The sequence below is a fragment of the Opitutia bacterium genome, from assembly GCA_016217545.1.
Lineage (GTDB): Bacteria > Verrucomicrobiota > Verrucomicrobiia > Opitutales > Opitutaceae > Didemnitutus.
In genome coordinates this window covers 36,921-59,852 of sequence record JACRHT010000004.1, presented here as the reverse complement: position 1 = coordinate 59,852, position 22,932 = coordinate 36,921, and the positions used below count along the sequence as shown (strand labels likewise).

Below are 22,932 nucleotides of genomic sequence, written 5' to 3'. Positions count from 1 at the left end.
GCAACCATGGAAATCGAATCGGCAACGAAACCCCAAAAGAAGGACGAAACGATCTACGAACACATGTTGGCGCGCGGCGTAAGCCGACGTGACTTCCTGCAGTTCTGCGCCTGGATGGGCGCCTGTATCGGGCTGGAGCAAACCGGCGTGGCGCAAATGACCAAGGCGCTCGAGACGAAGAAGCGCATTCCCGTTGTCTGGCTGCATTTCCAGGAATGCACGTGCTGCAGCGAGTCCTTCATCCGCAGCTCGCACCCGATCGTCGCCGACATCCTGCTCGACAAGGTTTCGCTCGACTACTCCGAGACGCTGATGGCCGCCTCCGGTCACCAAGCGGAGAAATCCCTCCAGGACACGATCAAGAATTACAAGGGTGAGTATCTCCTCTGCATCGAAGGCTCCGTGCCGACGGCGGAGGACGGCGTGTATTGCTGCATCGGCGGCCGCACCGCGCTGCAGATCGCCGAGGAAGTGGCGAAGGACGCGAAGGCCGTCGTCGCGTGGGGCAACTGCGCCTGCTCCGGTTGCGTGCAGGCCGCGAAGCCGAACCCGACTTCCGCCAAGCCGATCCACAAGATCATCGGCGGCAAACCCATCGTGAACGTCCAAGGCTGCCCGCCGATCGCGGAAGTCATGGCCGGCGTGCTGGTGCACCTGCTCACGTTCGACCGCATCCCGCAGCTCGACAATCTCGGCCGCCCGAAGGCGTTCTACTCGCGCCGCGTGCACGACACGTGCTATCGCCGCCCGAACTACGACGCCGGTCTCTTCGTCGAGAGCTTCGACGACGAGAACGCGCGCAAGGGCTACTGCCTCTACAAGGTCGGTTGCCGCGGGCCGTCGACCTACAACTCCTGCGGCACGATTCGCTGGAACGGCGGCATCAGCTTCCCCATCCAGTCGGGTCACCCGTGCATCGGTTGCTCCGAGGCGAATTTCTGGGACAACGGACCTTTCTACCAACGCGTGCCGGCGTTCCCAGGCTTCGGCATCGAGCAGACGGCCGACAAGCTCGGCATTGCCGCGTTGGCGGCTTCGGCGGGCGGCGCGGCCGTCCACGCCGTGATGACCAACATCCGCAAGCGCCACGAAATCGGCGAACACGCCGGCGAGAACGCCGAGCAGGCCGAGAAGGACAACCCGGAGTCCAAATCCTAACCCCGGAGGAGCCACACCATGAGCGAAAGAATTGTTGTTGATCCTGTCACTCGCATCGAAGGCCACCTCCGCATCGAGGCGGAGGTGAAAGACGGCAAGATCGTCGATGCCTGGAGCGCCGGCACGATGGTGCGCGGCTTGGAGATCATCCTCCGCGGTCGCGACCCGCGCGACGCCTGGGCGTTCTGCGAGCGCGTTTGCGGCGTGTGCACGACGGTGCACGCGCTCGCTTCGGTGCGTTCCGTCGAGGACGCGCTCGGCATCCACGTCCCCGCGAACGCAGAACTGATCCGAAACATCATGTTCTGCACGCAATACATGCATGACCACGTGGTGCATTTCTATCACTTGCATGCGTTGGATTGGGTCGACGTCATCAGCGCGCTGAAGGCTGACCCGGTCGCCACCTCCGCGCTGGCGCAGAAGCTGTCGAAGTATCCGAAGAGCTCGCCGAATTACTATGTCGAGCTGCAGAAGCGGCTCACGAAATTCGTCGAGAGCGGCCAGCTCGGCATCTTTGCCAACGGTTACTGGGGCCATCCGGCGTTCAAGCTTCCGCCCGAGGCGAACTTGATGGCGGTCGGCCATTACCTCGAAGCGCTCGAGTGGCAAAAGGAGATCGTGAAGATCCACACGATCTTCGGCGGCAAGAATCCGCATCCGAATTATCTCGTGGGCGGCGTGCCGTGCTCGATCAACATCGACGAGGCCAACGCGATCAACGCCGAGCGTCTCGCCTTCGTCGGCCAGACGCTGCAGCGCGCGAAAGAATTCGTCGAACAGGTCTACATCCCGGACGTGCTCGCGGTCGCGCCGTTCTATCTCGACTGGGCGGGCATCGGCGGCGGTCTCGAAAACTATCTCGTTTACGGCGATCTGCCGACGAACGGCTTCGCAGACGTGAAGAGCTTCAAGTTCCCGCGCGGCGCGATCCTCGGCCGCAACCTGAACGAAGTTCACCCCGTCGACCCGAAGAACGATCAGGACGAGATCAAGGAGTTCATCGACCACTCGTGGTATGAATATTCGAAGGGCGGCGGCCTCCACCCGTGGGACGGCGAGACGAACCTGAAGTATTCCGGCCCGAAGCCGCCCTACGAGCACCTCGACGTCGACAAAAAATACTCCTGGCTGAAGACGCCGCGCTGGAAGGGCCACGCGATGGAGGTCGGTCCGCTCTCGCGCATGCTCGTCGGCTACGCCGCGGGCAACGACGACATCAAGGGCGCGGTCACCGACGCGCTCGGCGCGCTCAAGGCGCCTCCGTCCGTGCTGTTCTCGACGCTCGGCCGCACCGCGGCCCGCGCGATCGAGTCGCAGCTCGCGGCGAAGTGGGGCCTCGAGTTCTTCAACACGCTTCTCGCGAACATCAAGGCGGGCGAGACCCGCACCTTTACCCGCGAGAAATGGGAGCCGAGCACCTGGCCGAAGATGGCGAAGGGCGTCGGCTGCACCGAGGCGCCGCGCGGCGCGCTCGCGCACTGGATTGTCATCGGCGACCAGAAGATCGCGAACTACCAGCTGGTGGTTCCGAGCACCTGGAACGCCTCGCCGCGCGACGGCAAGGGCCAGCGCTCCGCTTACGAGGCTTCGCTGATCGGCACGCCCGTGCACGACCCGCACCAGCCGCTCGAAATCATCCGCACCATTCACTCGTTCGACCCGTGCCTCGCCTGCGCTGTCCATCTCTACGAGGACAAGAAGGAAATCGCGCGTCACGAGTTGCTGGTGAAGTAACCCGGAGGCTCCCATGCCCTCACACGACTATCAACGCGTCTACGTGTGGCAGCAGCCGGTGCGTTGGTTCCATTGGATCAACGCGCTGTGCATCGTCACGCTGTGCACGACCGGTTACTTCATCGCGCATCCGCCGGCGTTCATGAATTCGGGCGAAGCGGTGGAGAACTTCTGGTTCGGGAAGCTGCGCCTCGTGCACTTCGTGACCGCCTACGTGTTCTTCGGGAACTTCATGTTCCGGCTCTACTGGTCGCTCGTCGGCAACAAATACGCGAGCTGGCGGAATTTCTTCCCGCTCTCGAAGGCGCAGATGACGCAGGTCGTGGACGTCATGACCGTCGACGTCCTCCAGTCGCGCTACAAGCCGATGCGCAACCTCGGCCACAACTCCGTCGCCTACTTCACCTACACCGGCACGGGACTCCTCACGTTGTTCCAGGTCGCGTCGGGCTTCGCGCTCTACGCGCCGATGAGCGACCACTGGTTTCCGCAGCTGTTCGCGTGGGTCGTGCCGCTGTTTGGCAGCGAGCAGAACCTGCGCGTGTTCCACTACGCGGTGACGTGGCTGTTCGGCGTGTTCGTGTTCATTCACGTCTATCTCGTGATGTATCACGACTACGTGGAAGGCCACGGCGTGCTGACGTCCATCATCGGCGGCTGGAAGTTCATGGAGAAGGGCAAGGTTCAGGCGGAGCACGCCAGTGGCATCTCCGGTCTGCCGACCAAACCATCGAAACCGTAACCAGCCATGATCGGCCTCGATGAGCTTTCTGCCGTGCCGGCGTCCCGTGAACTCGGGGCGCCGCAACCCGCCGCGCAGGTGCTCCTGCTCGGCGTGGGCAACTGGCTCATGGGGGACGAGGGCGTCGGGATCCACGTCGTGCGCGAACTCGAAACGCAGCCGCCGCTGTTCGGCGTGCGCACGCTCGATGGCGGCACGGGAGGCGTGAACCTGCTGCTCGAGCTCGAAGGCATGCGCGACGTGGTCATGGTCGACGCGACGCGCGACGGGCAACCGGCCGGCGCCATCACTTTCCTTCAACCGCGCCAGGTGGGCGACCTGCCGCGCGGGCTCGGGGCGCACGACTTTGGGTTGAAGGACCTTTTTGCGGCCGCGGCTCTCCTGGGGCAATTGCCCACGATTCATCTCTACACCATTTCGGTCGAAGAGCTGAAACCCATGTGCACGGATTTGTCGCCGGCAGTGGCGGCGGCGGTGCCGGAAGTCGTGCACGCGATGCACGCGCTGGCTGCGCGACTGGCGGCCGAAGGGCAGGGGAGCCGATGAACGCAGAATTTCACGCGCACGTGCTCAGTCAGCCGGAACTGTCGGTGCTGATGCTCAGCACGGCCGGGGTCGCGGTGCTGCATACCTTGTCCGGACCGGACCACTATCTGCCGTTCATCGTGATGGGGCGCGCGCGGAAATGGTCGGTCTCGCGCACGATTTTCTGGACGACGTTGTGCGGACTCGGCCACGTTGGCAGCTCGGTTCTGCTGGCCGTCGCCGGCGTGATTTTCGGCTACGGGCTGGAGCGCGTGCAGTTCATCGAGGAGATCCGCGGCAATCTGGCGGCTTGGACCATGATCGCATTCGGCGCGGTCTATGGTGCGTGGGGACTGAAGAAGGCCTTCCGCGCGCAGACGCACGCGCATGCGCACACCCACGGCGGCCCGGCGCACGCGCACGCGCATTCACACGGGGGCGCGCACGCGCATCCGCACGGCGAGACAGAGGGCTTCAAGCTGACGCCGTGGATTTTGTTCACGATTTTTGTCTTCGGCCCGTGTGAGCCGATGATTCCGCTCGTCATGTATCCGGCTACCCAAGGGAGCTGGAGCGATGTGTGGGTGGTCGTGGGCGTGTTCAGCGCGCTGACGATCGGCTCGATGCTCGCGGTGGTGTTGCTCGCGCGCCAAGGCGTGCGCCTCATCGCGGCGCCGCGGTTCGAGCGTTACTCCCATGCCGTCGCCGGCGGCGCGATCTGCGCGGCCGGCTGCGCGATTCAGTTTCTCGGATTGTGATTCCTCTCCGCATCAGTTGTCTACTGCGTGCCGCGGCTTGTGATACCGCGGAAAATCCTGAACCGGGTGCCAACCGAGCCGCTACAGAAAAGACCATGTGCTGTGCCAACTGCGTGCTCGCGTCGTGTCATCGGAGGGACTCGACACACAACCCCTGCATACACGTGCGCAAGGCCTGCGGAGTCATAAGCGGAGCTATCTGACACACTCGTCACGCTGCCGGAATAATTTTTGCGAATAGAACATCAACGGGAGACCCAAACCAAACCTAACCACCCTGCTTCAGCCATGAGCACTCACCCGCGCTGGACAAAAAGCACACTGATCTTCGGAGGAGCCGCCATTTGGGGACTTCTTCTTGTATCGTGCGTCGTCTCTGACCGCACGATCGTCGCGCCGCCGCAAATTGCGGGCGCTACCTACGTTGGCTCTGCGAAATGCTCGCAATGCCACGAGGACACCACCCATGAATTCAGCGACGCGACGCACGCGAAGCTGATCGCCGACGGCAAGAACGGCCAGGAAGTGGGCTGCGAAAGCTGCCACGGCCCGGCTTCGCTGCACGTCAAGGCCGGCGGCGGTGTGGGCACGATCGTCAATCCGACGGCCGAGACCTGCTACCAATGCCACCTCGACAAGCGCGCCGAGTTCTCGCTGCCGAATTCGCACCCGGTCGCCTCCGGCAAGATGAGCTGCTCCGACTGCCACAACCCGCACTCCGGCGACGCGGTCGCTGAGGGCGGCACCAACCTGGCCGCGATGAACGAGTCCTGCCTCAAGTGCCACACCTCGCAGGGTGGCCCGTATGTGTTCGAACACGAAGCGTCCCGCGAGGGCTGCACCGTGTGCCACAACCCGCACGGCTCCGTGAACGACAAGATGCTGAAAGCCCGCAACGCGAACGTCTGCTTGCAGTGCCACTTCCAGCAGAACACCTCGTCCGGTCAGATCATGATCGGTGGCCGTGACCACGGCTCCTTCCTCTCCCGCGGCACCTGCTGGTCCGCTGGCTGCCACGAAGCCGTCCACGGCTCGCACGTCAGCTCCTCCCTCCGCTTCTAACCCAAAAATTTTCTAGGACATTGCGATGAAAACACCTGTTTTTCTCCACTCAGTCCGCCGCCCCCTGGTCGCCTGCGCGACCTTGCTCGGGCTGGCCAGCATTCTCGGTGCGGCTGAAAAAGAGCCCGCACTCGAAAATTACATCACGCTCGGTTCCGGTTACTCGCTGCAAGAAGGCAACCGCGCCGCGTTCCAACGCGCCACCCAGATGCGCAAGGACGGCTTCTTCGGCATCGAGGATCTGCGCTATGCGCAGCAGATCAACGACAGCACCGCGCTCCTCATCCGCGCCCAGGCGATGGCGGGTCAGGGCGACTACCTGCTCGACATCTCCGTCACGAAGGACGAAGTCGGTTTCGTGAAGGCCGGGCTCAAGCAGTTCCGCACCTACTACAACGGCATGGGCGGTGTCTGGCCCTCCACCGGTCAGAGCTTCGCCATTGTCAACGAGGCGATGCACATCGACCGCAGCAACCTGTGGTTCGAAGCGGGTCTGAACCGTCCGGATCAGCCGTCGTTCCGTATCCGCTACGAATACATCACCCGCAAGGGCGAGAAGAACTCGACCTCTTGGTCTGACTCGGGCTTCCCGATCAGTGCCGCGAGCACCCGCTACATCATCCCGGGATTCTGGGAAATCGATGAGAAGCGCCACGTGGTCCAAGGTGAAGTCGCCAAAAAAGGCGAGAAGACCGCCTGGAACCTGGGTCTCCGTGCCGACAAGGGTGAATACGACAACGCGCGGAAAAACCGCCGCCGCGTCGGCGAGCCCACCGCGGAACGCTACGTGACGAATCGCGAAGGTCAGGACTTCGATTTGTTCCAAGTCCGCGGCTCCTACGCCGTCGACATCACCGAGCAGATTAAGCTCACCACGGCCGTCTCCCGCACCAAGATCGACACGACCCTCAGTGGCAGCCGCGTCGTCGGCGCCGGCTACGATGCCGCCTACAGCGAGAACTATCCTGGCAAGCAGGCGCGCGACGAAGGCTTCTACTCGCTCCCGGGGCACGACCTCGGCACTGCGGAGATGACCCAGACGATCGCGAACATCGCCCTGATGTATCGCCCGCTGGAGCACCTTACCATTGTGCCGGCTCTCCGCTTCGAAAAGACGGATTGGAACAGCGAAGCTGATCTGGTCGAGACGAACTTCAACCCCGTCACGGTCACGATCAAGGAAGACCTCCTGAACGAGAGCGACAAGTCGTGGAAGACCTATAACTACGGCGTCGAGCTGCGCTACACCGGCGTGCAAAACGTGACCTTCAACGTCCGGGCGGATGCCTCCACTTCCGATGGCACGCTCCAGGAAACGGAGATTGCGGAACCGGGCACGCCGTCCCAATCGATCGCCATCGACCGCGACAGCGAGCTGACGCGCGACACCCAGAAGATCGCCTTCACGACCAACTGGTATGCCCGCCCGGGCGTCACCGTCGCCGCGCAGTATTACTACAAGGCCCGCCAGAACGACTACCGCGCCGTGCGTGACACGACCCCGAATACCATCACCTCGAGCGACCGTTATCCGGCCTACATCACGAACCAGGACTTCGAGACGAACGACTTCAATCTTCGCCTCACCTGGCGTCTGGCTCCGAATTTCCGGAGCACGACGCGCTATGACTACATGAACACGAAGATCAACTCGCAGGAAGTCGGCCTGCCGTTCGGCGAAAGCGCGAATGTCGACCAGAGCATCTTCTCGGAGTCGATCACGTGGAATGCGACTGCCCGCTGGTATGTCCAAGGCAACGTCAGCTTCACCAAGGAGGAGATGACGACGCCTGCGGTGTTCGCCACTGGCACGGCCGCCGGTCTCGTGACGAAGAGTAACAACGACTACGTCAGCTACAACCTCAGCAGCGGCTACGTCCTCGACGACCGCAGCGACGTGTTCGTCGACTACACCAGCTATGAAGTGACGGATAACTTCATCAACAACTCCTCCGTCAGCACGCCCTACGGCACCCTCGTCAAGACCGACGTCGTCGGCCTCACCTACAAGCGCCAGCTCGATCGTCGCACGTCGATCCAGTTCCGCTACTCGTATGTGAACAGCGAGGACCCGGCCTATAACGGCAAGGCTGACTACGAAGCCAACGTCTTCGAGGCGAAACTCCAATATCGCTTCTAAAAGGCGACGTCCTCAGACTTCATCGCATTCCCTATGAAAACCACGATCAAGATCGCTCTCGCCGGCCTCGCGCTGGCATTCGTCGGCGGCGTCTCGTATGCCGCTCCCGCCTCCGAGAACTGGGAAAACTCCTGCGCTTCCTGCCATGGCGCAGACGGCAAAGCCCAGACCAAGCAAGGCAAGAAACTGAAGATCCGTGACTACACGGACGCTGCAGTCCAGGCCGAGCTCAAGGACGAGGAAATGGTCAAAGCCATCCTCGACGGCGTGAAGGGCGACAACGGCAAGGAGCGCATGAAGGGATTCAAGGACGAGCTGTCCGAACAGGACGCGAAGGACCTCGTCGCCTTCATCCGCAAAATGAAGGCCTGATCTCGCTCTGATACGGCAATCTCGAGAGCCGGCGGCCGATTAACCCGACCGCCGGCTCTTTTCTTCTCCTCTCGTTCGCGACCCACCCACGATCATGTCCTCCGAGACCTCCTCCACCTCCTCGGCGCCGCTCAAGCCGCGCTCGAACTACAACAACTGGATCAGCGCCATTGGCGCGGTCATCGCCGTCGGCTCGCTCTTCTCGTTTGCGCTGCTGACCTGGATGGATCTCACGGGCTCCAACAAGAACCCGTATCTCGGCATCTTCACTTACCTCGTCGCCCCCGGCTTCCTCATCGCCGGCCTCGCGATGATCTTTTTCGGCGCCTGGGCCCAGCGCCGCTGGCTCGAGAAGCACGGCGAAACGATGCCCGACAAGTGGCGCCTCAACTTCTCCGACCCCGTCGCCCGCCGCCGCTTGATCATGTTCGGCGTGGCCGGCGTCGGTTTCCTGCTGCTCTCCGCCTTCGGCAGCTACCAGACCTTCCACTACGCGGAATCCAATCAATTCTGCGGCCAGGTCTGCCACCAGGCGATGAACCCCGAGTTTCAGACCTACCAGCGCGGCGCGCACGCGCGCGTCGACTGCGTGCAGTGTCACGTCGGCTCCGGCGCCGCCGCCTTCGTCAAAGCCAAGCTCAACGGCACCCGCCAACTCTACGGCTACATCCTCGACAACTACAGCCGCCCGATCGACACGCCCGTGCACAATCTCCGCCCCGCGCGCGAGACCTGCGAAAAATGCCACTGGCCGGAAAAATTCCACGGCAATGTCGACATGTCCTTCGATCACTACCTGTCGGACAAGAAGAACACCGCCGTCTCGATCCGCATGCTCATGCACGTGAACTCCGGTCGCGTCGGCAGCCCGCTCGCCGGCATTCACTGGCACGTCTCGCCCGACAGCACCGTCGAATACTACGCGGCCGACGCCGACCGCCAGGACATCGTTTGGATGCGCGTCACGAACAAGAAGGACGGCAGCGCCCGCATCTACCGCAACGAGGAGTTCAAGGGCGAGCCGCCGGCCGGCGCCGTTCGCGAAATGGACTGCATCGACTGCCACAACCGCCCGGCGCACGTCTTCCCGACCGCCAACGAAGCCGTCGAGCGCGCCATGGCCCTCGGCGAGATCCCGACCAAGTTCCCCAACGTCAAACGCGTCGCCGTCCAAGCCATGCTCCAGAAGGACATCAAGACCGACGCCGAGGCGCCGACGAAGATTGCCGACTTCCTCCGCAATAAATTCAAGGACGACGCCGATCTGCCTGCGCTCATTGCCGGTGTGCAAAAGACCTTTGCCGCGACGGTCTTCGTCGATCGCAAGGCCGACTGGCGCGTCTACCCGAACAACATCGGCCACAAAGACTGGCCCGGCTGCTTCCGCTGCCACGACGACAAACACAAGACCGCCACCGGCGAGTCCGTGAAAGCCAGCGACTGCACGTCCTGCCACTCCATCATCGCGCAGGGCAAGGTCGCGGAGATGTCGACCATTTCGCCCACCGGTTTCGAGTTCAAGCACCCCGGCGGCGAATACGACGAAGAGCTCAAGTGCGCCGATTGCCACAACGGCGGCATCCAGGGCAAGTGATCGTCTCCTTTCCCCATCAATGACCCTTTGCGCTTAGTTACCCTCGGTTCATAGGTCAGTGACGCCGGCGCGGATCGCAAGGTCCGCGCCGGTTGTTTTTCGCCATGCCGTCGGAAAATTTGGTTCGAGCCGCGCCGCACAATCCATGCTCGCGCCTCGGCAACCTCTGCGGAGGCGCGAGCGCGTTTCCGTGGCATAGTGTGCGCACTGGGAGCCACGCATCTCGGTGCAGAAAACCATTCGCTGCACGACGATGACAACCGCGCCGGCCCAACCCGCCGGAAGTCCGCGGCCCTCGCCATGCGGTCCCCGAAAATCCCATGAAGACTATCTCCAAACTCGCTCTGGCTGGCGTCGTGCTGGCGTTCACCGCGGGTGCGTCGTTTGCTGCGACCACCGCCGAAAATTGGGAAAACTCCTGCGCGTCGTGCCACGGCATGGACGGCAAGGCCCAGACCAAGCAGGGCAAGAAACTCAAGGTCCGCGACTACACCGACCCGAAGGTGCAGGCCGAGATGAAGGACGATACCATGCTCGTCGCCATCCTCGACGGCGTGAAGGAAAACGGCAAAGAGCGCATGAAGGGCTACAAGGGCGAGCTCTCGGAGCAGGAGTGCAAGGACCTCGTGACGTTCATTCGCCAGCTGAAACCCTGACGCATTTCACCGCCGGGCCACCCCTTTGCCCGACGGTCTGATCGAATTCTTAGTTACCCTCGGTTCATAGGTCAGTGACGCCGGCGCGGATCGCAAGGTCCGCGCCGGTTGTCGTTTGCGAGCCGCGCGTCGCTCCGCGCTGACACAATCATTTCCCAACGCGCGCCCAGCCGCAGCCAAGCACTGCGCAGCTCCTCGCGGTGCAAAGGCGCAGACTGTCATGCGAGGACAAATGCATGAATGAGGGAAATGCAGTTTTTCGTCCGGCGCGACAGGCGCTGGCGGGTTTCGCAATCGTCGCGAGCGCGTTGTGCGCCTTCGGCCAGGCCGCTCCGACGGAGAAACCGCCGCCGGCGGTGAAGAACTCCGAATGTCTCGAGTGCCACGAAGCCGAGTTCAAATCGCGCAAAGCCGGCCAGCCGAAAGAGTGGGTGGGCGTGCGCCCCGAGGAATATGCCAAGTCCATCCACGGCAAACTCGCCTGCGTCGAGTGCCACTCGACGATCAAGGAAGCCGAGCACGAGCCGCGCGTGCCGAAGGTCGATTGCCGGAGCTGCCACGACAAGGTAGCGAAGACCCACGCCTTTCACCCGCGCCTTGCGCTCGAGAACCCGCCGCTCGACAAGGACACTTCCTGCGTCGGCTGCCACGGCACGCATGAGAGCGTCGCCGTGAAACACGGCGACTTCGCCTACACGCCCGAGAAGCAGGCAAAATCCTGCGGCGCATGCCATGAGGCCGCGACGAAGGACTACCTCGCCTCCGCCCACGCCCTCCGCGGCAAGCAGGGCGAGCGCGCCGTGCCGGAGTGCCTGTCGTGCCACCGCGAGCCCATCGCCGCGAAGAAGGGCGAGCCGATGACCGTCGAGCTCAAGCTCGCTCAGACGAAACTCTGCGAATCCTGTCACGTCGAGAAACCGGAGCTCGCCGGCAAGCCCGCCATGGGCGCGAAGTTTGTTTCCTCGTTCGAACAATCCGTGCACGGCGCGGCCCTGCACGAGGGCAAAAAGGAGGCGGCGAGCTGCGTCGACTGCCACGGCGCCCACCAGATGAACCGCGCCGCGGTCGCTGGCGCCAAGGTCAGCCACGCCCGCGTGTCGGACACCTGCGCGAAGTGCCATGAGAAGCAGACCACGGAATACAAGAGCAGCGCCCACGCGATCGCCCTCGCCAAGGGCAATGTCGACTCCGCCACCTGCACCAGCTGCCACGGCGAGCACGACATCAAGCTGCACAACGATCCGAATTCGCCGGTCAACAAGTCCAACCTCGCGCAGAAGGTCTGCGCCGATTGCCACTCCTCGGTTCGCCTGACCAAGAAATACGGCCTGTCGAACGATGCCTTCCGCACGTTCTCCGACAGCTACCACGGACTCGCCGTGCGCGGTGGCGCGGTCGAAGTGGTCAACTGCGCGAGTTGCCACGGTGCGCACGCGATCAAATCGCAGAAGGATCCGTCGTCCTCGATCCATCGCGACAATCTCGCCCGCACCTGCGGTGAGTGTCACCCCGGCGCCAACACGCGCTTCGCGCTCGGCCAGGTCCACGCCAACGAGCAGGACAAGGCGCAGGCGCCCATCCTTTACTGGATCGCGAACATCTACGTGATCCTGATCGTCGCCGTGATCGGCGGCATGACGATCCACAACGGTCTCGATTTCTACCGGAAGACCCGCCGCAAGCTCGACATGCAGAAGGGTCTCATCGAGGAGCCGCACGTCGCGCACCGGCTCTACTTGCGCATGACGACCAACGAGCGCATCCAGCACGCCGTGCTCGGGATCAGCTTCACCGGCCTCGTCGTCACCGGCTTCATGCTGCGCTACCCGGAGGCGTGGTGGGTTGTCGGCATCCGCAACCTCAGCGGCAAGGCCTTCGAGCTGCGCAGCCTCGGCCACCGCGTGTCGGGCATCGTGATTCTCGCCGTTTCGCTCTGGCACATCCTCTACCTGGCCTTCACGCCGCACGGCCGACAGCTGTTCCTCGACATCCTGCCGCGCTGGCGCGACGTCACCGATCCGTGGAAGGTGCTCAAGTTCAACCTCGGCCTTTCGAAGGAGAAACCGCAGTTCCCGCGCTTCTGCTACATCGAGAAGGCCGAGTATTGGGCCATGGTCTGGGGCATGATCGTGATGACGCTCACCGGCTTCATCCTCTGGTTCGACAACACCTCGATGGGCCTGATGGGCAAGCTGGGCTTCGACATCTCGCGCAGCATCCACTTCTACGAGGCCGTCCTCGCGACGCTCGCGATCATCGTCTGGCACTTCTACTTCGTCATCTTCAATCCCGACGTCTACCCGATGAACCTCGCGTGGCTCACCGGCCGCATGTCCGAGCGCGAGATGATGGACGAGCACCCGCTCCAGCTCGAGGAGATGAAAGCCGCCGAGGACAAGGCCGCGGGTCAGACGCCTCCCGCGACTCCGCCGGACTCGTCCCCCAAGCCGCCCGACTCTCACTAGCGAACCCCATCGCTTGTTTCGCCGGCGGGCCGCACTTCGGTGCGGCCCGCTTTGTTTTCGGGTTGTCGGACCGGGTGGGCGCCGGCGTCCCCGACGGCGCCGGAGGATGCTCGTTGCGCGTGCCGCGTTCGCATCGCCGCCGAACGCTCCGCGCGGCGCGCTGATGGGGCTTTGACACACTTGAGCAACGAATGCGCGTCCGGCGTGCGGTTTAAGCTCCGCTGATGCGCGGCCGCAGGCGGGCGTTCGTTTCGCGCCGCTTATTCATTCCCCAATTTACGCCCCAGCGCGGCCAAAGCGTGCGCAGCCTGCGCGACGCAATTTTTGCATACTGCGGCCGCGCCATGAAAACCGTGTTTCGCTCCCTATGTCGCCCGCTTTGTGCGGCGGCTTTTGCGCTGGTTCTACCCCTGACCGTTCGCGCTGTCGACAAGCCCGAGCCCGCCAAGACCGCTGCCGCCGAGGAGCCGGCCAAGCCCGCCGTCGTCCCGAACAGCGAGTGCATGGATTGCCACGAGGCCGAGTTCAAGGCGCGCAAGAAGGGCCAGCCGAAGGAGTGGGTCGGCGTGAAGCCCGAGGTCTTCGCGAAGTCCGTCCACAGCAAACTCAATTGCGTCGATTGCCACGCCGACATCAAGGAGGCGCCGCACGATTCCAAGGTCGCGCCCGCGCAATGCGCCTCGTGCCACGACAAGGCCACTTCGCAATTCGCGACGAGCATCCACGGCATGAGCCACAAGATGGGCGCGTCCGACGCCGCCTCGTGCACCAGCTGCCACGGCACGCACGACATCGTGCCGGTGAAGCAGATCGATTCCCCCGTTTTCAAACTCAACCTCACCAAGACGTGCGGCAAGTGCCACGACGACCCGAAGCTCGCGAAGGAATATCGCATGGGCCAGAAGGACGCGGCGCTGCACTACAACGACAGCATCCACGGCCAGGCACTGATGCTGAAGGGCCTCATCGTTGCGCCGTCCTGCAACGACTGCCACGGCGTCCACGACATCAAGCGCTCGATCGACAAGGACTCGCACACCAGCCACGCCAACATCGCGAAGTCCTGCGGCAACTGCCACGTCGGCATCGAGGACACTTACAACGCCAGCGTGCACGGCCAGCTCCTCGCCAAGGGCGACAAGAAGGGCCCGGTCTGCACCGACTGCCACAGCGCGCACGACATCGAGAAGCCCAAGACCGCGCACTTCAAGGAGCAGAGCGACCAGAGCTGCGGCAAGTGTCACGAAGACCGGCTCGAGCATTACCGCGACACCTATCACGGCAAAGCGATGGCCCTCGGCCGCCCGAACGTCGCCTCCGACGTCGCCGCCTGCTACGACTGCCACGGTCACCACGACGTGTTCCCCGTGAGCGACGCGCGCTCGCGCCTCTCGAAGGAGAAAATCGTCGGCACCTGCCAGCAGTGCCACAAGGGCGCGACCGAGAAGTTCACGCAGTTCCAGGCACACGCCAACCCGATGGACGGAAAGAACTATCCGATCCTGAACAAGGTGTTCCTCTTCATGACGTGCCTGCTGATCGGCACCTTCGCCTTCTTCGGCCTGCACACGGTCCTCTGGCTCGTGCGCTCGGTGTATCTCTACCTCACCGACTCGAAGACCTTCCGCGAAGCCGTCCTCAAGCAGCACACCGATGACGTGCTCTACACGCGCTTTACGCCGTTCGAGCGTTTCCTGCACATGCTCGTGGTCACGAGCTTCCTCCTGCTGGTCATCACCGGCATGCCGCTGAAGTTCTACTACACCAGCTGGGCAAAGATGATCTTCAACCTCATGGGCGGCGCCGAAGTCGCGCGCACGCTGCACCACTTCGGTGCGATCATGACGTTCGGCTACTTCGTGCTGCACCTTTCGGAGCTCGCGCACTCGTTCTGGAAGAACCGCGGCGCGATCCGCAATCCGGAGTCGGGCAAGATCGAGTTTATGCGCATCTTCCGCGCGCTGTTCGGTCCCGACTCGATGGCGCCGTCGATCCAGGATTGGCACGACTTCGTGGCGCACAACAAGTGGTTCTTCGGCAAGGGCCCGCGCCCGCAGTTCGACCGCTGGACGTATTGGGAGCGCTTCGACTACCTCGCGGTGTTCTGGGGCGTCGCGATGATCGGCGTGTCCGGCCTCATCCTCTGGTTCCCGAAGTTCTTCACCCAGTTCCTGCCGGGCTGGACGATCAACATCGCCCACGTCATCCACTCCGACGAGGCGCTGCTCGCCGCCGGCTTCATCTTCACGTTCCACTTCTTCAACACGCACTTCCGCATCGAGAAATTCCCGATGGATACCGTCATCTTCTCGGGCCGCATCTCGCAGACGGAAATGCTCCACGAGCGCAAACGCTGGTATGACCGCCTCGTGAAGAGCGGTAAACTCGAGGACTACAAGGTCAAGGACGAGTGGCAGGGCCGCAAGAAGGTCGCGACCGCCGCGGGCTTCCTGTTCTTCGGCACCGGCCTCGTGCTCCTCGTGCTCATCGTCTACGCCATGGTCTCGCGGTTGCTCCACTGATCGCGGACCCGAACTCACCCACGCCATGTTCGCCACCGGTCTCGTCGACTCCGCCCTCATCCGCCTGTTTCGCTTCCGCACCCGCGGTTTCCTGAAAATGCAGGAAACCGACGGGCGCGTCCCGCCCGTGCCGAAGGAGGGCGGCTGCTACCTCTACGTGCACGTGCCATTCTGCGAAGTGCTGTGCCCGTTCTGCTCGTTTCACCGCGTGCAGCACTGCCACGAGCTCGCGACGCGCTACTTCGCCGCGCTGCGCACCGAGATCCGCCGCTACCACGAGGCCGGCTTCAAGTTCTCCGGCGTCTACTTCGGCGGCGGCACGCCCACCGTCGAGGCCGACGAACTCCTCACCACCATCGCGCTCGTCAAGGAGCTCTTCGGCGTGAAGGAAGTTTCCGTCGAAACCAACCCGAAGGACCTGCAGGAGCCGTTGCTCTCCAAACTCCGCGCCGGCGGCGTCACGCGTCTCTCGGTCGGCGTCCAGAGCTTCGACGATCAGTTGCTGCAGGAGATGGACCGCTACGCCAAATACGGCAACGGCGCCGAGACCGCCGAGCGCATCCGCAACGCCGCCGCGATGTTCCCGACGTTCAACGTCGACCTCATCTTCAACCAGCCACACCAAAGCGTCGCCTCACTCGAGCGCGATCTCGACATCTTCCTCTCGCTCGGCGCCAACCAGGTCTCGTGCTACCCGCTGATGACCTCGCCCACGACGCTCCGCCGCATGCAGGGCGCGATGGGCCAGCCTGACCGCCGTCGGCTGCGGAAACTTTTCCACACCATTCTCGGCAAACTCCGCCCGGCCGGCTTCGCGGCGTCGTCAGCGTGGTGCTTCACGCGCCAAGGGCAGGGGACAGACGAATACATCGTCGCGTCGGAAAACTACGTTGGCGTGGGCAGCGGTGCGTTCAGTTACCTCGATGGCACGCTCTACGCCACGACCTTCTCGCTCAACGCCTACGAGCAACGCATCCGTGACGGACTCACGGGCATCGTCACGCGCCACCAGCTGAGCGAAGGCGACACGATGCGCTACGCGCTTCTCACGCGCATGTTCGGCCTCGGCCTCGATCGCGAGTGGGCGCGCCAGCGGCACGGCCGGAAGTTCTTCTGGCGGCTCTGGGGCGAGCTGCGGACGCTCGAGATCCTCGGCGCCGCCAACCGCACCAAGCGCGGCTGGGAGCTCACGCCCGATGGCATGTATTGGCTGATGCTGATGATGTCCGAGTTTTTCGAATCGGTGAACAGCTACCGCGACGCCATGCGCGCACACGTGCGCACAGAACTCGAAGGACACGGCAAGCGCGCCATCCAGCCCAGCGGCCAGCGCGCGCTGGCGTGCGGTTGACGAGCCACGCGGAACGAAACCGATTCGCTTGACCTCGCGCGCCGCGACGCCGGCTCAGTGAGGGAGAGCGAACCTGTAGGAGCCTGCTTGCAGGCGACCGAAAACGTTCGCGGACGGAGGCGGCGGCGATCGTCGTTGGGTCGCCTGCAAGCAGGCTCCTACAAAGATTGCGCGCCGAGCGGGCGCCGAGGGAGGAACAAAACAGGGCGGGACCACTCGGTCCCGCCCGTTTTTGCGAATGGAGCCGGGTGGGAGGACCCGCCCCAAAGCCAGAAGGGGAAATCAGGTTACGGCTGCCTCCGACGAGGAACTCTTCCACTTGTCCTGCGGGATCGCCGCGATCGCGATGATGAGCAGCTGCGAGATGACGAAGCCGATCAGCCAGTAGAACGCCGCTTCCATGAAGCCGTAGCTGTGCAGGCCGACGCCGAGCATGTTCGTGCCGAACCAGCTCCAACTCGTGACGATGTTGCCGAAGACCGCCATGGCCATCATGCCGCGCGCCTTCACCATGCCGCCCCAACGGGCGTGGAGGATGATGGCGTTCCAGATGACGATGATGAGCGCGCCGTTTTCCTTCGGGTCCCAGCCCCAGAAGCGGCCCCACGATTGGTCGGCCCAGATGCCGCCGAGGACGGTGCCGATCAGGCTGAACAGCGTGGCGAAGCACACGATGCCGTAGACCATGCGGTAGAGCGCGTCGGCCGTGGCCTTGTCGAGAGACTTGGTGAACACGCCGCGGACGACGTAAACGATCGCCAGGAATCCGGCGAGGAAGGTGGCCGAGTAGCCGATCGTGATTACCACGACATGCGTCGCCAACCAGAAGTTCGAGTCGAGGACGGCGCGCATCATCTCAAGCGTGTCGCCGCCGATCGAGAGGTGGTGCGCGATCAACAGCGTGGCGAAGCCGATCATGCCGCCGGCCACGGCACCGACCGCGTTCTTGTAGACGCGTTCGAGGATCACGCACAGGAAAACCGCGCCCCAGCCGACGCCGAGCGCGGAGGAGTAGAGGTTCGTGACGGGGGGGCGCGACTCGAGCCACATGCGGGTGAGGATGCCGGCGGTCGTGGCGACGAAGGCGAGGGCGAGCAGCCAGAACGCGGATTTCTGCAGCGTGTCGGGCCACTTGAGCCACGAAAACACGGCGAGCAGGAACGCGATCACGTAGAGCGTCATGCTGCTGTAGAACGGCGCCGCGGAGTTGAAGCGCGACTCGACGTCGCTCTTCTTCATCGCGTCGGGGTAGCGCTTCGCGAGTTGGTCGTGGAGTTCGTCGACGACTTGGTTGAAGGTCTTCACGTCGCCCGCCCGCCACGCGTGACCGAGCAGCGCGTAGGCCAGCACGGTCTTGTTCACGCGGCCGACGCCGAAGGAGTCGATCAGCGCGCCGCCGGCGGTGCGCCAGTTGTGGGCGTTGGTGTCGCCGGCGTCGGGCGGCACGGTGCGGAGATTGCCGACGGATTCGATGTAGGAGAAACGGTCGGCCATCTGGCGCATGACCGTGACGGCTTCCTCGCTGTGCGGCTGGTTGGCCTGCTTGGCGCGGACGGCTTCGATGCCGGCGGGCAAGGCTTTGTCGAAGGCGACGAGCTCGGCGAGGAAGTCGGGCGCGTCCGGCACCTGCACGCTGGCCTTGAGCTGCATGTAGGTGATGACGCGCTGCTGCACCGACATGACCTGTTTCTGGAACGGCGTGCGCAGCGGCTCTTCGACGCTGTCGACCATGCGGGCCTGGCGCTCGAGTTCGGGGAGTTGCGGGCGGAGCTGCTCGTAGGAGAAGCGCTTTTTGCCGTCGCCGTCCTCGAGGTTGAGTTTCAGCAGGTCGACGACCTCGTGGTTCTCGATGAGGAAGATCTTGTAGGTGTCGGCCTTCGCGGGATTGAAGAGCACGTCGGCGAGCCAGGCGTCGGGCGTGATGGATTTCCCGTCGGGAGTCGCGATGTATTGGCTGCCGCGGATGGAGAGGATCGAGGTGCGCGCGACGGTGTCGAGCGGCTTGATGCGGCCGCCGACGAGGACGGGCACGCGGCCGAAGTCGGTGAGATTGTAGCCGGCCTTGTCCGTGGGCTCGCGGAGGGTCGACGCGAGGTAGAGCGCGCCGAGGGCGAGGACGATGAGCGGGAGGAAGCGTTTCATGGCGTGGGAGGCGTGGTTAGGCGCGAGCCGCGGCGGCGTTGGCGGCGGAGCGCTTGCGGATGAAACCGGCGAGGGTGATGCCGAACTGGATGCAGAGGCCGAGGCCCATCATCACGCAGGCGATATAGGGCAGGAGCCAGCTCGGGTTGCGCACGACTTGGAGAACGGTCGTCGTGTCGTTGTTGTCGAAGCCCGCCTGATAGAAGGTGTAGCCGCCGTGGCGCAGCGGGTTGTTCATGAAGATCAGCGCTTCGCGGTCTTCCTTGCCGTCGTCGCTCTTGAGGCGGACGCGGCTGGAGAAGTTCTTCGGGATCTCGGTGCCAGGATATTTGTCGTGGCTGAATTTGAGCAGCGTGAGCGCGAAGGGCTTGTAGGTGCGCGTCTGGCGGAAGGCGATTTCCCAGGTCTTGCCGGCGTATTGGAAGGTCTGCGCCTGCTGGAGCATCTGCGAGGCGAGCCAGATGCCCTGGCTGCCTTCCGGGGCGACGATCTCGATGTAGGCACTGGGGATGTTTCGCTCGTTGGGCTTGTAGGTGATCTTTTCCGGAACGATGACGACGCTGGTGCCGAAGCCCTGGTTGGCGACGGGGCGAGGGCCGGCGAACGGGCCGACGCGCTGGAGATTGGAGTTCGGGTAATATTCCTTCACGTCGACGCGGAAGGGCAGGTCCTTGTGCTGGATCGATTTCTTGTCCGCGACGGCCGCCTCGGGAATGGCGACGACGAGATCGGTCTTCGGGTCGCTGTGGTCGATGAGGACGAGTTCGTTATCGGAGAAGCTCTCCGAGTAGTGCTTCGTCTCGCCGGTATCGAGGCGGAGGAAACTCTCCTTCGACATGAGGCCGGTGAAGAGCTCGCCGAGGAGCAGGAGAATCAGGCCGGCGTGCGCGAGCTGGATGCCGGATTTTTTCCAAGTGAATGAAAACCGGTAGACGTGCGCGGCGACGAGGTTGATCAGCAGGAGGCCGCCGATGAAGTAGCCGCCGGGGAAGACCGGGATCGAGACGTTCGAGTCCGGGATCTGCCAGAGGACGGCGAAGCTGCGGAAGTATTTCGCCTGCACGGCCCAGATGCCGAGGTTGACCTGATCCAGCGTCGCGACGAACACGAGGATCATCGAGAGGATCAGCAGCCAGACGGTGAGCTGGAGCGAGACGAAGAAATCGCGGAACGAGCGGAGCGTGGCGTTCATGTTCAGCGGACCTTGATGGTGGTGAGGAAAGTGCGGAATGCCTCGCGCTGGCTGGCCACGAGCGCGTCAGGTCCGGTGAGTTTGAAGAACCACGTCTCCTTCTGGTAGGGGACGATGGCGCCCAGCAGGCGCATCGGCGGGTTGCCGGAGGTGCCGACCATCTCGACGAACTCGATGTGCAGGCCGTTCACGTCGAGGTGCTCGATGGATTTCTCGACTTCGGCATCGGCGAGCGGCGCGAGGCCGATCTGGCCGCGCCAGCGGTTCACGTTGGCGTGCAAGCCGCCGGTGTCGCCCGGGAACGCCGTTATGGAGAGATCGCCGACTGCGCCGCCCTCGCCGGGGACGGTGTAGCTGCCCTTGCGGATCGAGCCGGGCGCGCGTTCCTGCCAAGCAGCGGGGGCGGTCCAGACGAGGGCGTTGTTTTTGGTCACCGCTCCGGCCGGCAAACCGGCGGCCGCCATGCCGCCGTCAGCGGCCGGCGCGCTAGCCGTGGCTGCGGCACCGCCGATGGGCGGGTGGCCGTCGGGCAGTTCACCCTGCGCTGTCGCGCCGGGCATGGTCTTCTTCGGGCGCTCGACCGGCGGAGCGGAGTCGCGCGGAGCGCGGTAGGAAACGACTTCCTTGTCGCGGCAACCGGCGAGAAGGAGTGCGGCAGCAACCAGCGTTTGCGTGGAGAAACGGCGGAATGACATCGTGGAGGAGTAGCACCGTAAACGCGGATTGGCGCAACACCAAGCCCGCTCGAACGGAGACGCGGATTAGTAATTGGCAAAATCTGCACAAAACAGATTTTTACTGCGCGAGTTCGGCCAAAAAGATTAGAAATTTCTCATGCGAATCACCCCGGTGGGCGATGGCGCCCTGCGCATTGAGTTGGGAGAGCGAATCGACGAGGCGACGCAGCAGCGTGTGCAGGCGGCATGCGCGGCGCTCGACGCGGCGGCGATTCCCGGCTGCACGGAACTTGTGCCGGCCTACACGACCGTGACGGCCCACTACGACGCGCTCGCCGCGGTCGCCGCCGGTGCGCCGCCGGACGATGTTGCGGGCTGGCTCGGCGCGCGCGCGGAGCTGGCGCTCGGCAAACTCTCCGCGAAGTCGGCGCGCAAGGCCGTGAGTGTCGAAATCCCGGTCTGTTACGGTGGCGAGTTCGGGCCCGATCTCGCGCGCGTCGCGGCTCAGGCGAAGCTGCCGGTCGAGGAGGTGATCAAGCGTCACGCGTCTGCAAGCTACACGGTCGCGCTCGTGGGATTTTCTCCCGGCTTCCCGTATCTCAGCGGTCTCCCGCCGCAACTGTCCACGCCGCGGCTCGCGCAGCCGCGCGCGCAAGTTCCGGCCGGGTCGGTCGGCATCGCGGGCGCGCAGACGGGCGTCTACCCGCTCGCGACGCCCGGCGGTTGGAATATCATCGGGCGCACGCCGCTACGACTTTTTCGGCCCGAGCAAAATCCGCCCGTGCTGCTGCAGCCCGGCGATCGCGTGAAGTTCCGCACCGTCACTCGCGAGGAATTCGCGCGGCAGGAGGGGGCACGATGATCTCCGTCGTCAAACCCGGCCTGCTCACCACGGTGCAAGACCTGGGGCGCTTCGGCTACCAGAAGTTCGGCGTGGTCGTCGGCGGCGCATTGGATCGCTTCGCGGCGCGCGTGGTGAATTCCATCGTGGGCAACCACGACAACGCGGCGCTGCTCGAGTTCGCGCAGCTCGGACCGGAGCTGCGTTTCGAGACCGACACACTGATCGCGTGGACGGGCGCGGATTTCGGCGCGCAGATCGGCGGCGAGCCGTTGCCGTCGGATCGCGCGGTGCGCGTGCGCGCGGGCGAGACGATTTCGTTTGGCGCGGCGCGCGCGGGCGTTCGCGGCTGGCTCGCGGTCGCCGGCGGCATTGACGTGCCGCTCGTGCTCGGTTCGCGGACGACTTATCGGCGCGGCGGCTTCGGCGGTTTCGAAGGCCGGCCGTTGCGCGCGGGCGACGTGCTGCGGTGCGGCGACGCCTCTGAGTGGACGCGCAATTATCTGAGCAAGGCGCCGCGGTTCTCGGCGTGGGCGGTTCGGCCGCCTACGCTCGGCAAGCCGCCGTCGGCTGGCGCGGTGCGTGCGCTGCGCGGACCGGAATGGGACTGGTTCGCCGCGGAGGCGCAGCGAACATTTTTTGCGAGCGAGTGGACGGCGACGAAGGACGCGGATCGCATGGGCGTGCGCCTTGCCGGGCCGGCGCTGCCGCAGCGCGAGACGCGCGAGATGGTCTCCGAGGGCGTCGTGGATGGCGCCGTGCAGGTGCCGGCGGGCGGCGCGCCGATCGTGCTGTTGCCGAGCCGGCAAACGGTCGGCGGTTATCCGCGCATCGCGGTCGTCGCGTCGGTGGACATGGGCCGGATGGCTCAAATTGCGCCGGGCAAAGCGGTCCGTTTTCAGGAAATCAGTCTCGCGGAAGCGCACAGCCTTTACTTGGCGCGGGAACGCGACCTGAATCGCGTCCGCACCGGCCTGACCCGGCTCGCGCTTTGAATC

The 22,932-nt window shown here is 64.1% G+C and carries 18 protein-coding genes; 15 read left to right on the top strand and 3 right to left on the bottom strand.

Features of this window, described 5'->3' with window-relative positions; translation table 11 throughout:
• Positions 1-6: 6 nt before the first annotated feature.
• From HZA32_04015 to HZA32_03955, 13 genes are all read left to right on the top strand, one after another.
• Positions 7-1,158: a hydrogenase small subunit gene (locus HZA32_04015; protein ID MBI5423226.1), complete on the top strand. Its 1,152-nt coding sequence runs from the start codon at positions 7-9 to the stop codon at positions 1,156-1,158.
• Between the two features lie 18 nt (positions 1,159-1,176).
• Complete coding sequence (locus HZA32_04010; protein MBI5423225.1) at positions 1,177-2,895, top strand: nickel-dependent hydrogenase large subunit; 1,719 nt, start codon at positions 1,177-1,179, stop codon at positions 2,893-2,895.
• A 13-nt stretch (positions 2,896-2,908) separates the two neighbouring features.
• Complete coding sequence (cybH, locus tag HZA32_04005; protein ID MBI5423224.1) at positions 2,909-3,637, top strand: Ni/Fe-hydrogenase, b-type cytochrome subunit; 729 nt, start codon at positions 2,909-2,911, stop codon at positions 3,635-3,637.
• A gap of 6 nt (positions 3,638-3,643) precedes the next feature.
• Positions 3,644-4,183, top strand: a complete 540-nt coding sequence (locus tag HZA32_04000) for a hydrogenase maturation protease (GenBank protein ID MBI5423223.1) — start codon at positions 3,644-3,646, stop codon at positions 4,181-4,183.
• Positions 4,184-4,203: 20 nt separating this feature from the next.
• Positions 4,204-4,920 (top strand): hypothetical protein, encoded by a 717-nt coding sequence (locus HZA32_03995; protein ID MBI5423222.1) that lies wholly within the window; start codon positions 4,204-4,206, stop codon positions 4,918-4,920.
• Between the two features lie 288 nt (positions 4,921-5,208).
• Positions 5,209-5,982 (top strand): hypothetical protein, encoded by a 774-nt coding sequence (locus HZA32_03990; protein MBI5423221.1) that lies wholly within the window; start codon positions 5,209-5,211, stop codon positions 5,980-5,982.
• Between the two features lie 25 nt (positions 5,983-6,007).
• Entirely contained in the window at positions 6,008-8,122 is a 2,115-nt protein-coding gene (locus HZA32_03985) for a hypothetical protein (protein ID MBI5423220.1), read from the top strand.
• Positions 8,123-8,155: 33 nt separating this feature from the next.
• Positions 8,156-8,494, top strand: a complete 339-nt coding sequence (locus HZA32_03980; protein MBI5423219.1) for a c-type cytochrome — start codon at positions 8,156-8,158, stop codon at positions 8,492-8,494.
• Positions 8,495-8,588: 94 nt separating this feature from the next.
• Positions 8,589-10,088: a NapC/NirT family cytochrome c gene (locus HZA32_03975; protein MBI5423218.1), complete on the top strand. Its 1,500-nt coding sequence runs from the start codon at positions 8,589-8,591 to the stop codon at positions 10,086-10,088.
• 320 nt (positions 10,089-10,408) lie between these two features.
• A complete protein-coding gene (locus HZA32_03970) occupies positions 10,409-10,744 on the top strand; it encodes a cytochrome c (GenBank protein ID MBI5423217.1) in 336 nt (111 codons plus the stop codon).
• 236 nt (positions 10,745-10,980) lie between these two features.
• Positions 10,981-13,209 carry a cytochrome c3 family protein gene (locus HZA32_03965; protein ID MBI5423216.1) on the top strand — a complete coding sequence of 743 codons (2,229 nt, stop codon included), beginning with the start codon at positions 10,981-10,983 and terminating at the stop codon, positions 13,207-13,209.
• A gap of 344 nt (positions 13,210-13,553) precedes the next feature.
• Complete coding sequence (locus HZA32_03960; protein ID MBI5423215.1) at positions 13,554-15,731, top strand: cytochrome c3 family protein; 2,178 nt, start codon at positions 13,554-13,556, stop codon at positions 15,729-15,731.
• Between the two features lie 25 nt (positions 15,732-15,756).
• Positions 15,757-17,082, top strand: coding sequence for a coproporphyrinogen III oxidase family protein (locus HZA32_03955; GenBank protein MBI5423214.1), 1,326 nt, complete (start codon positions 15,757-15,759; stop codon positions 17,080-17,082).
• A 282-nt stretch (positions 17,083-17,364) separates the two neighbouring features.
• Here HZA32_03955 and ccsA read toward each other — a convergent pair whose 3' ends face one another.
• From ccsA to HZA32_03940, 3 genes are read right to left on the bottom strand one after another with little or no spacing between them, the layout of a single operon-like run.
• Complete coding sequence (gene ccsA, locus HZA32_03950; GenBank protein ID MBI5423213.1) at positions 17,365-19,224, bottom strand: cytochrome c biogenesis protein CcsA; 1,860 nt, start codon at positions 19,222-19,224, stop codon at positions 17,365-17,367.
• Positions 19,225-19,240: 16 nt separating this feature from the next.
• Positions 19,241-20,416: a cytochrome c biogenesis protein ResB gene (locus HZA32_03945; GenBank protein MBI5423212.1), complete on the bottom strand. Its 1,176-nt coding sequence runs from the start codon at positions 20,414-20,416 to the stop codon at positions 19,241-19,243.
• 2 nt (positions 20,417-20,418) lie between these two features.
• On the bottom strand, positions 20,419-21,111 hold the full coding sequence (locus HZA32_03940) for a hypothetical protein (GenBank protein ID MBI5423211.1): 693 nt from the start codon (positions 21,109-21,111) through the stop codon (positions 20,419-20,421).
• A gap of 139 nt (positions 21,112-21,250) precedes the next feature.
• Between HZA32_03940 and pxpB the strand changes: the two genes are divergently transcribed.
• Both pxpB and HZA32_03930 read left to right on the top strand, forming a co-directional pair.
• Positions 21,251-21,955, top strand: a complete 705-nt coding sequence (gene pxpB, locus HZA32_03935; GenBank protein ID MBI5423210.1) for a 5-oxoprolinase subunit PxpB — start codon at positions 21,251-21,253, stop codon at positions 21,953-21,955.
• Positions 21,952-22,929: a biotin-dependent carboxyltransferase family protein gene (locus HZA32_03930; protein MBI5423209.1), complete on the top strand. Its 978-nt coding sequence runs from the start codon at positions 21,952-21,954 to the stop codon at positions 22,927-22,929. Before pxpB ends, HZA32_03930 begins: the two co-directional genes overlap by 4 nt.
• The last annotated feature ends 3 nt before the right edge of the window (positions 22,930-22,932 follow it).

Bases quoted from the DNA above. Each gene is read 5' to 3' on its own strand.
- HZA32_04015 (MBI5423226.1), top strand. From the start codon at position 7: ATGGAAATCGAATCGGCAACGAAACCCCAAAAGAAGGACGAAACGATC.
- HZA32_04010 (MBI5423225.1), top strand. From the start codon at position 1,177: ATGAGCGAAAGAATTGTTGTTGATCCTGTCACTCGCATCGAAGGCCAC.
- cybH (MBI5423224.1), top strand. From the start codon at position 2,909: ATGCCCTCACACGACTATCAACGCGTCTACGTGTGGCAGCAGCCGGTG.
- HZA32_04000 (MBI5423223.1), top strand. From the start codon at position 3,644: ATGATCGGCCTCGATGAGCTTTCTGCCGTGCCGGCGTCCCGTGAACTC.
- HZA32_03990 (MBI5423221.1), top strand. From the start codon at position 5,209: ATGAGCACTCACCCGCGCTGGACAAAAAGCACACTGATCTTCGGAGGA.
- HZA32_03985 (MBI5423220.1), top strand. From the start codon at position 6,008: ATGAAAACACCTGTTTTTCTCCACTCAGTCCGCCGCCCCCTGGTCGCC.
- HZA32_03980 (MBI5423219.1), top strand. From the start codon at position 8,156: ATGAAAACCACGATCAAGATCGCTCTCGCCGGCCTCGCGCTGGCATTC.
- HZA32_03975 (MBI5423218.1), top strand. From the start codon at position 8,589: ATGTCCTCCGAGACCTCCTCCACCTCCTCGGCGCCGCTCAAGCCGCGC.
- HZA32_03970 (MBI5423217.1), top strand. From the start codon at position 10,409: ATGAAGACTATCTCCAAACTCGCTCTGGCTGGCGTCGTGCTGGCGTTC.
- HZA32_03965 (MBI5423216.1), top strand. From the start codon at position 10,981: ATGAATGAGGGAAATGCAGTTTTTCGTCCGGCGCGACAGGCGCTGGCG.
- HZA32_03960 (MBI5423215.1), top strand. From the start codon at position 13,554: ATGAAAACCGTGTTTCGCTCCCTATGTCGCCCGCTTTGTGCGGCGGCT.
- HZA32_03955 (MBI5423214.1), top strand. From the start codon at position 15,757: ATGTTCGCCACCGGTCTCGTCGACTCCGCCCTCATCCGCCTGTTTCGC.
- ccsA (MBI5423213.1), bottom strand. From the start codon at position 19,224: ATGAAACGCTTCCTCCCGCTCATCGTCCTCGCCCTCGGCGCGCTCTAC.
- HZA32_03945 (MBI5423212.1), bottom strand. From the start codon at position 20,416: ATGAACGCCACGCTCCGCTCGTTCCGCGATTTCTTCGTCTCGCTCCAG.
- HZA32_03940 (MBI5423211.1), bottom strand. From the start codon at position 21,111: ATGTCATTCCGCCGTTTCTCCACGCAAACGCTGGTTGCTGCCGCACTC.
- pxpB (MBI5423210.1), top strand. From the start codon at position 21,251: ATGCGAATCACCCCGGTGGGCGATGGCGCCCTGCGCATTGAGTTGGGA.
- HZA32_03930 (MBI5423209.1), top strand. From the start codon at position 21,952: ATGATCTCCGTCGTCAAACCCGGCCTGCTCACCACGGTGCAAGACCTG.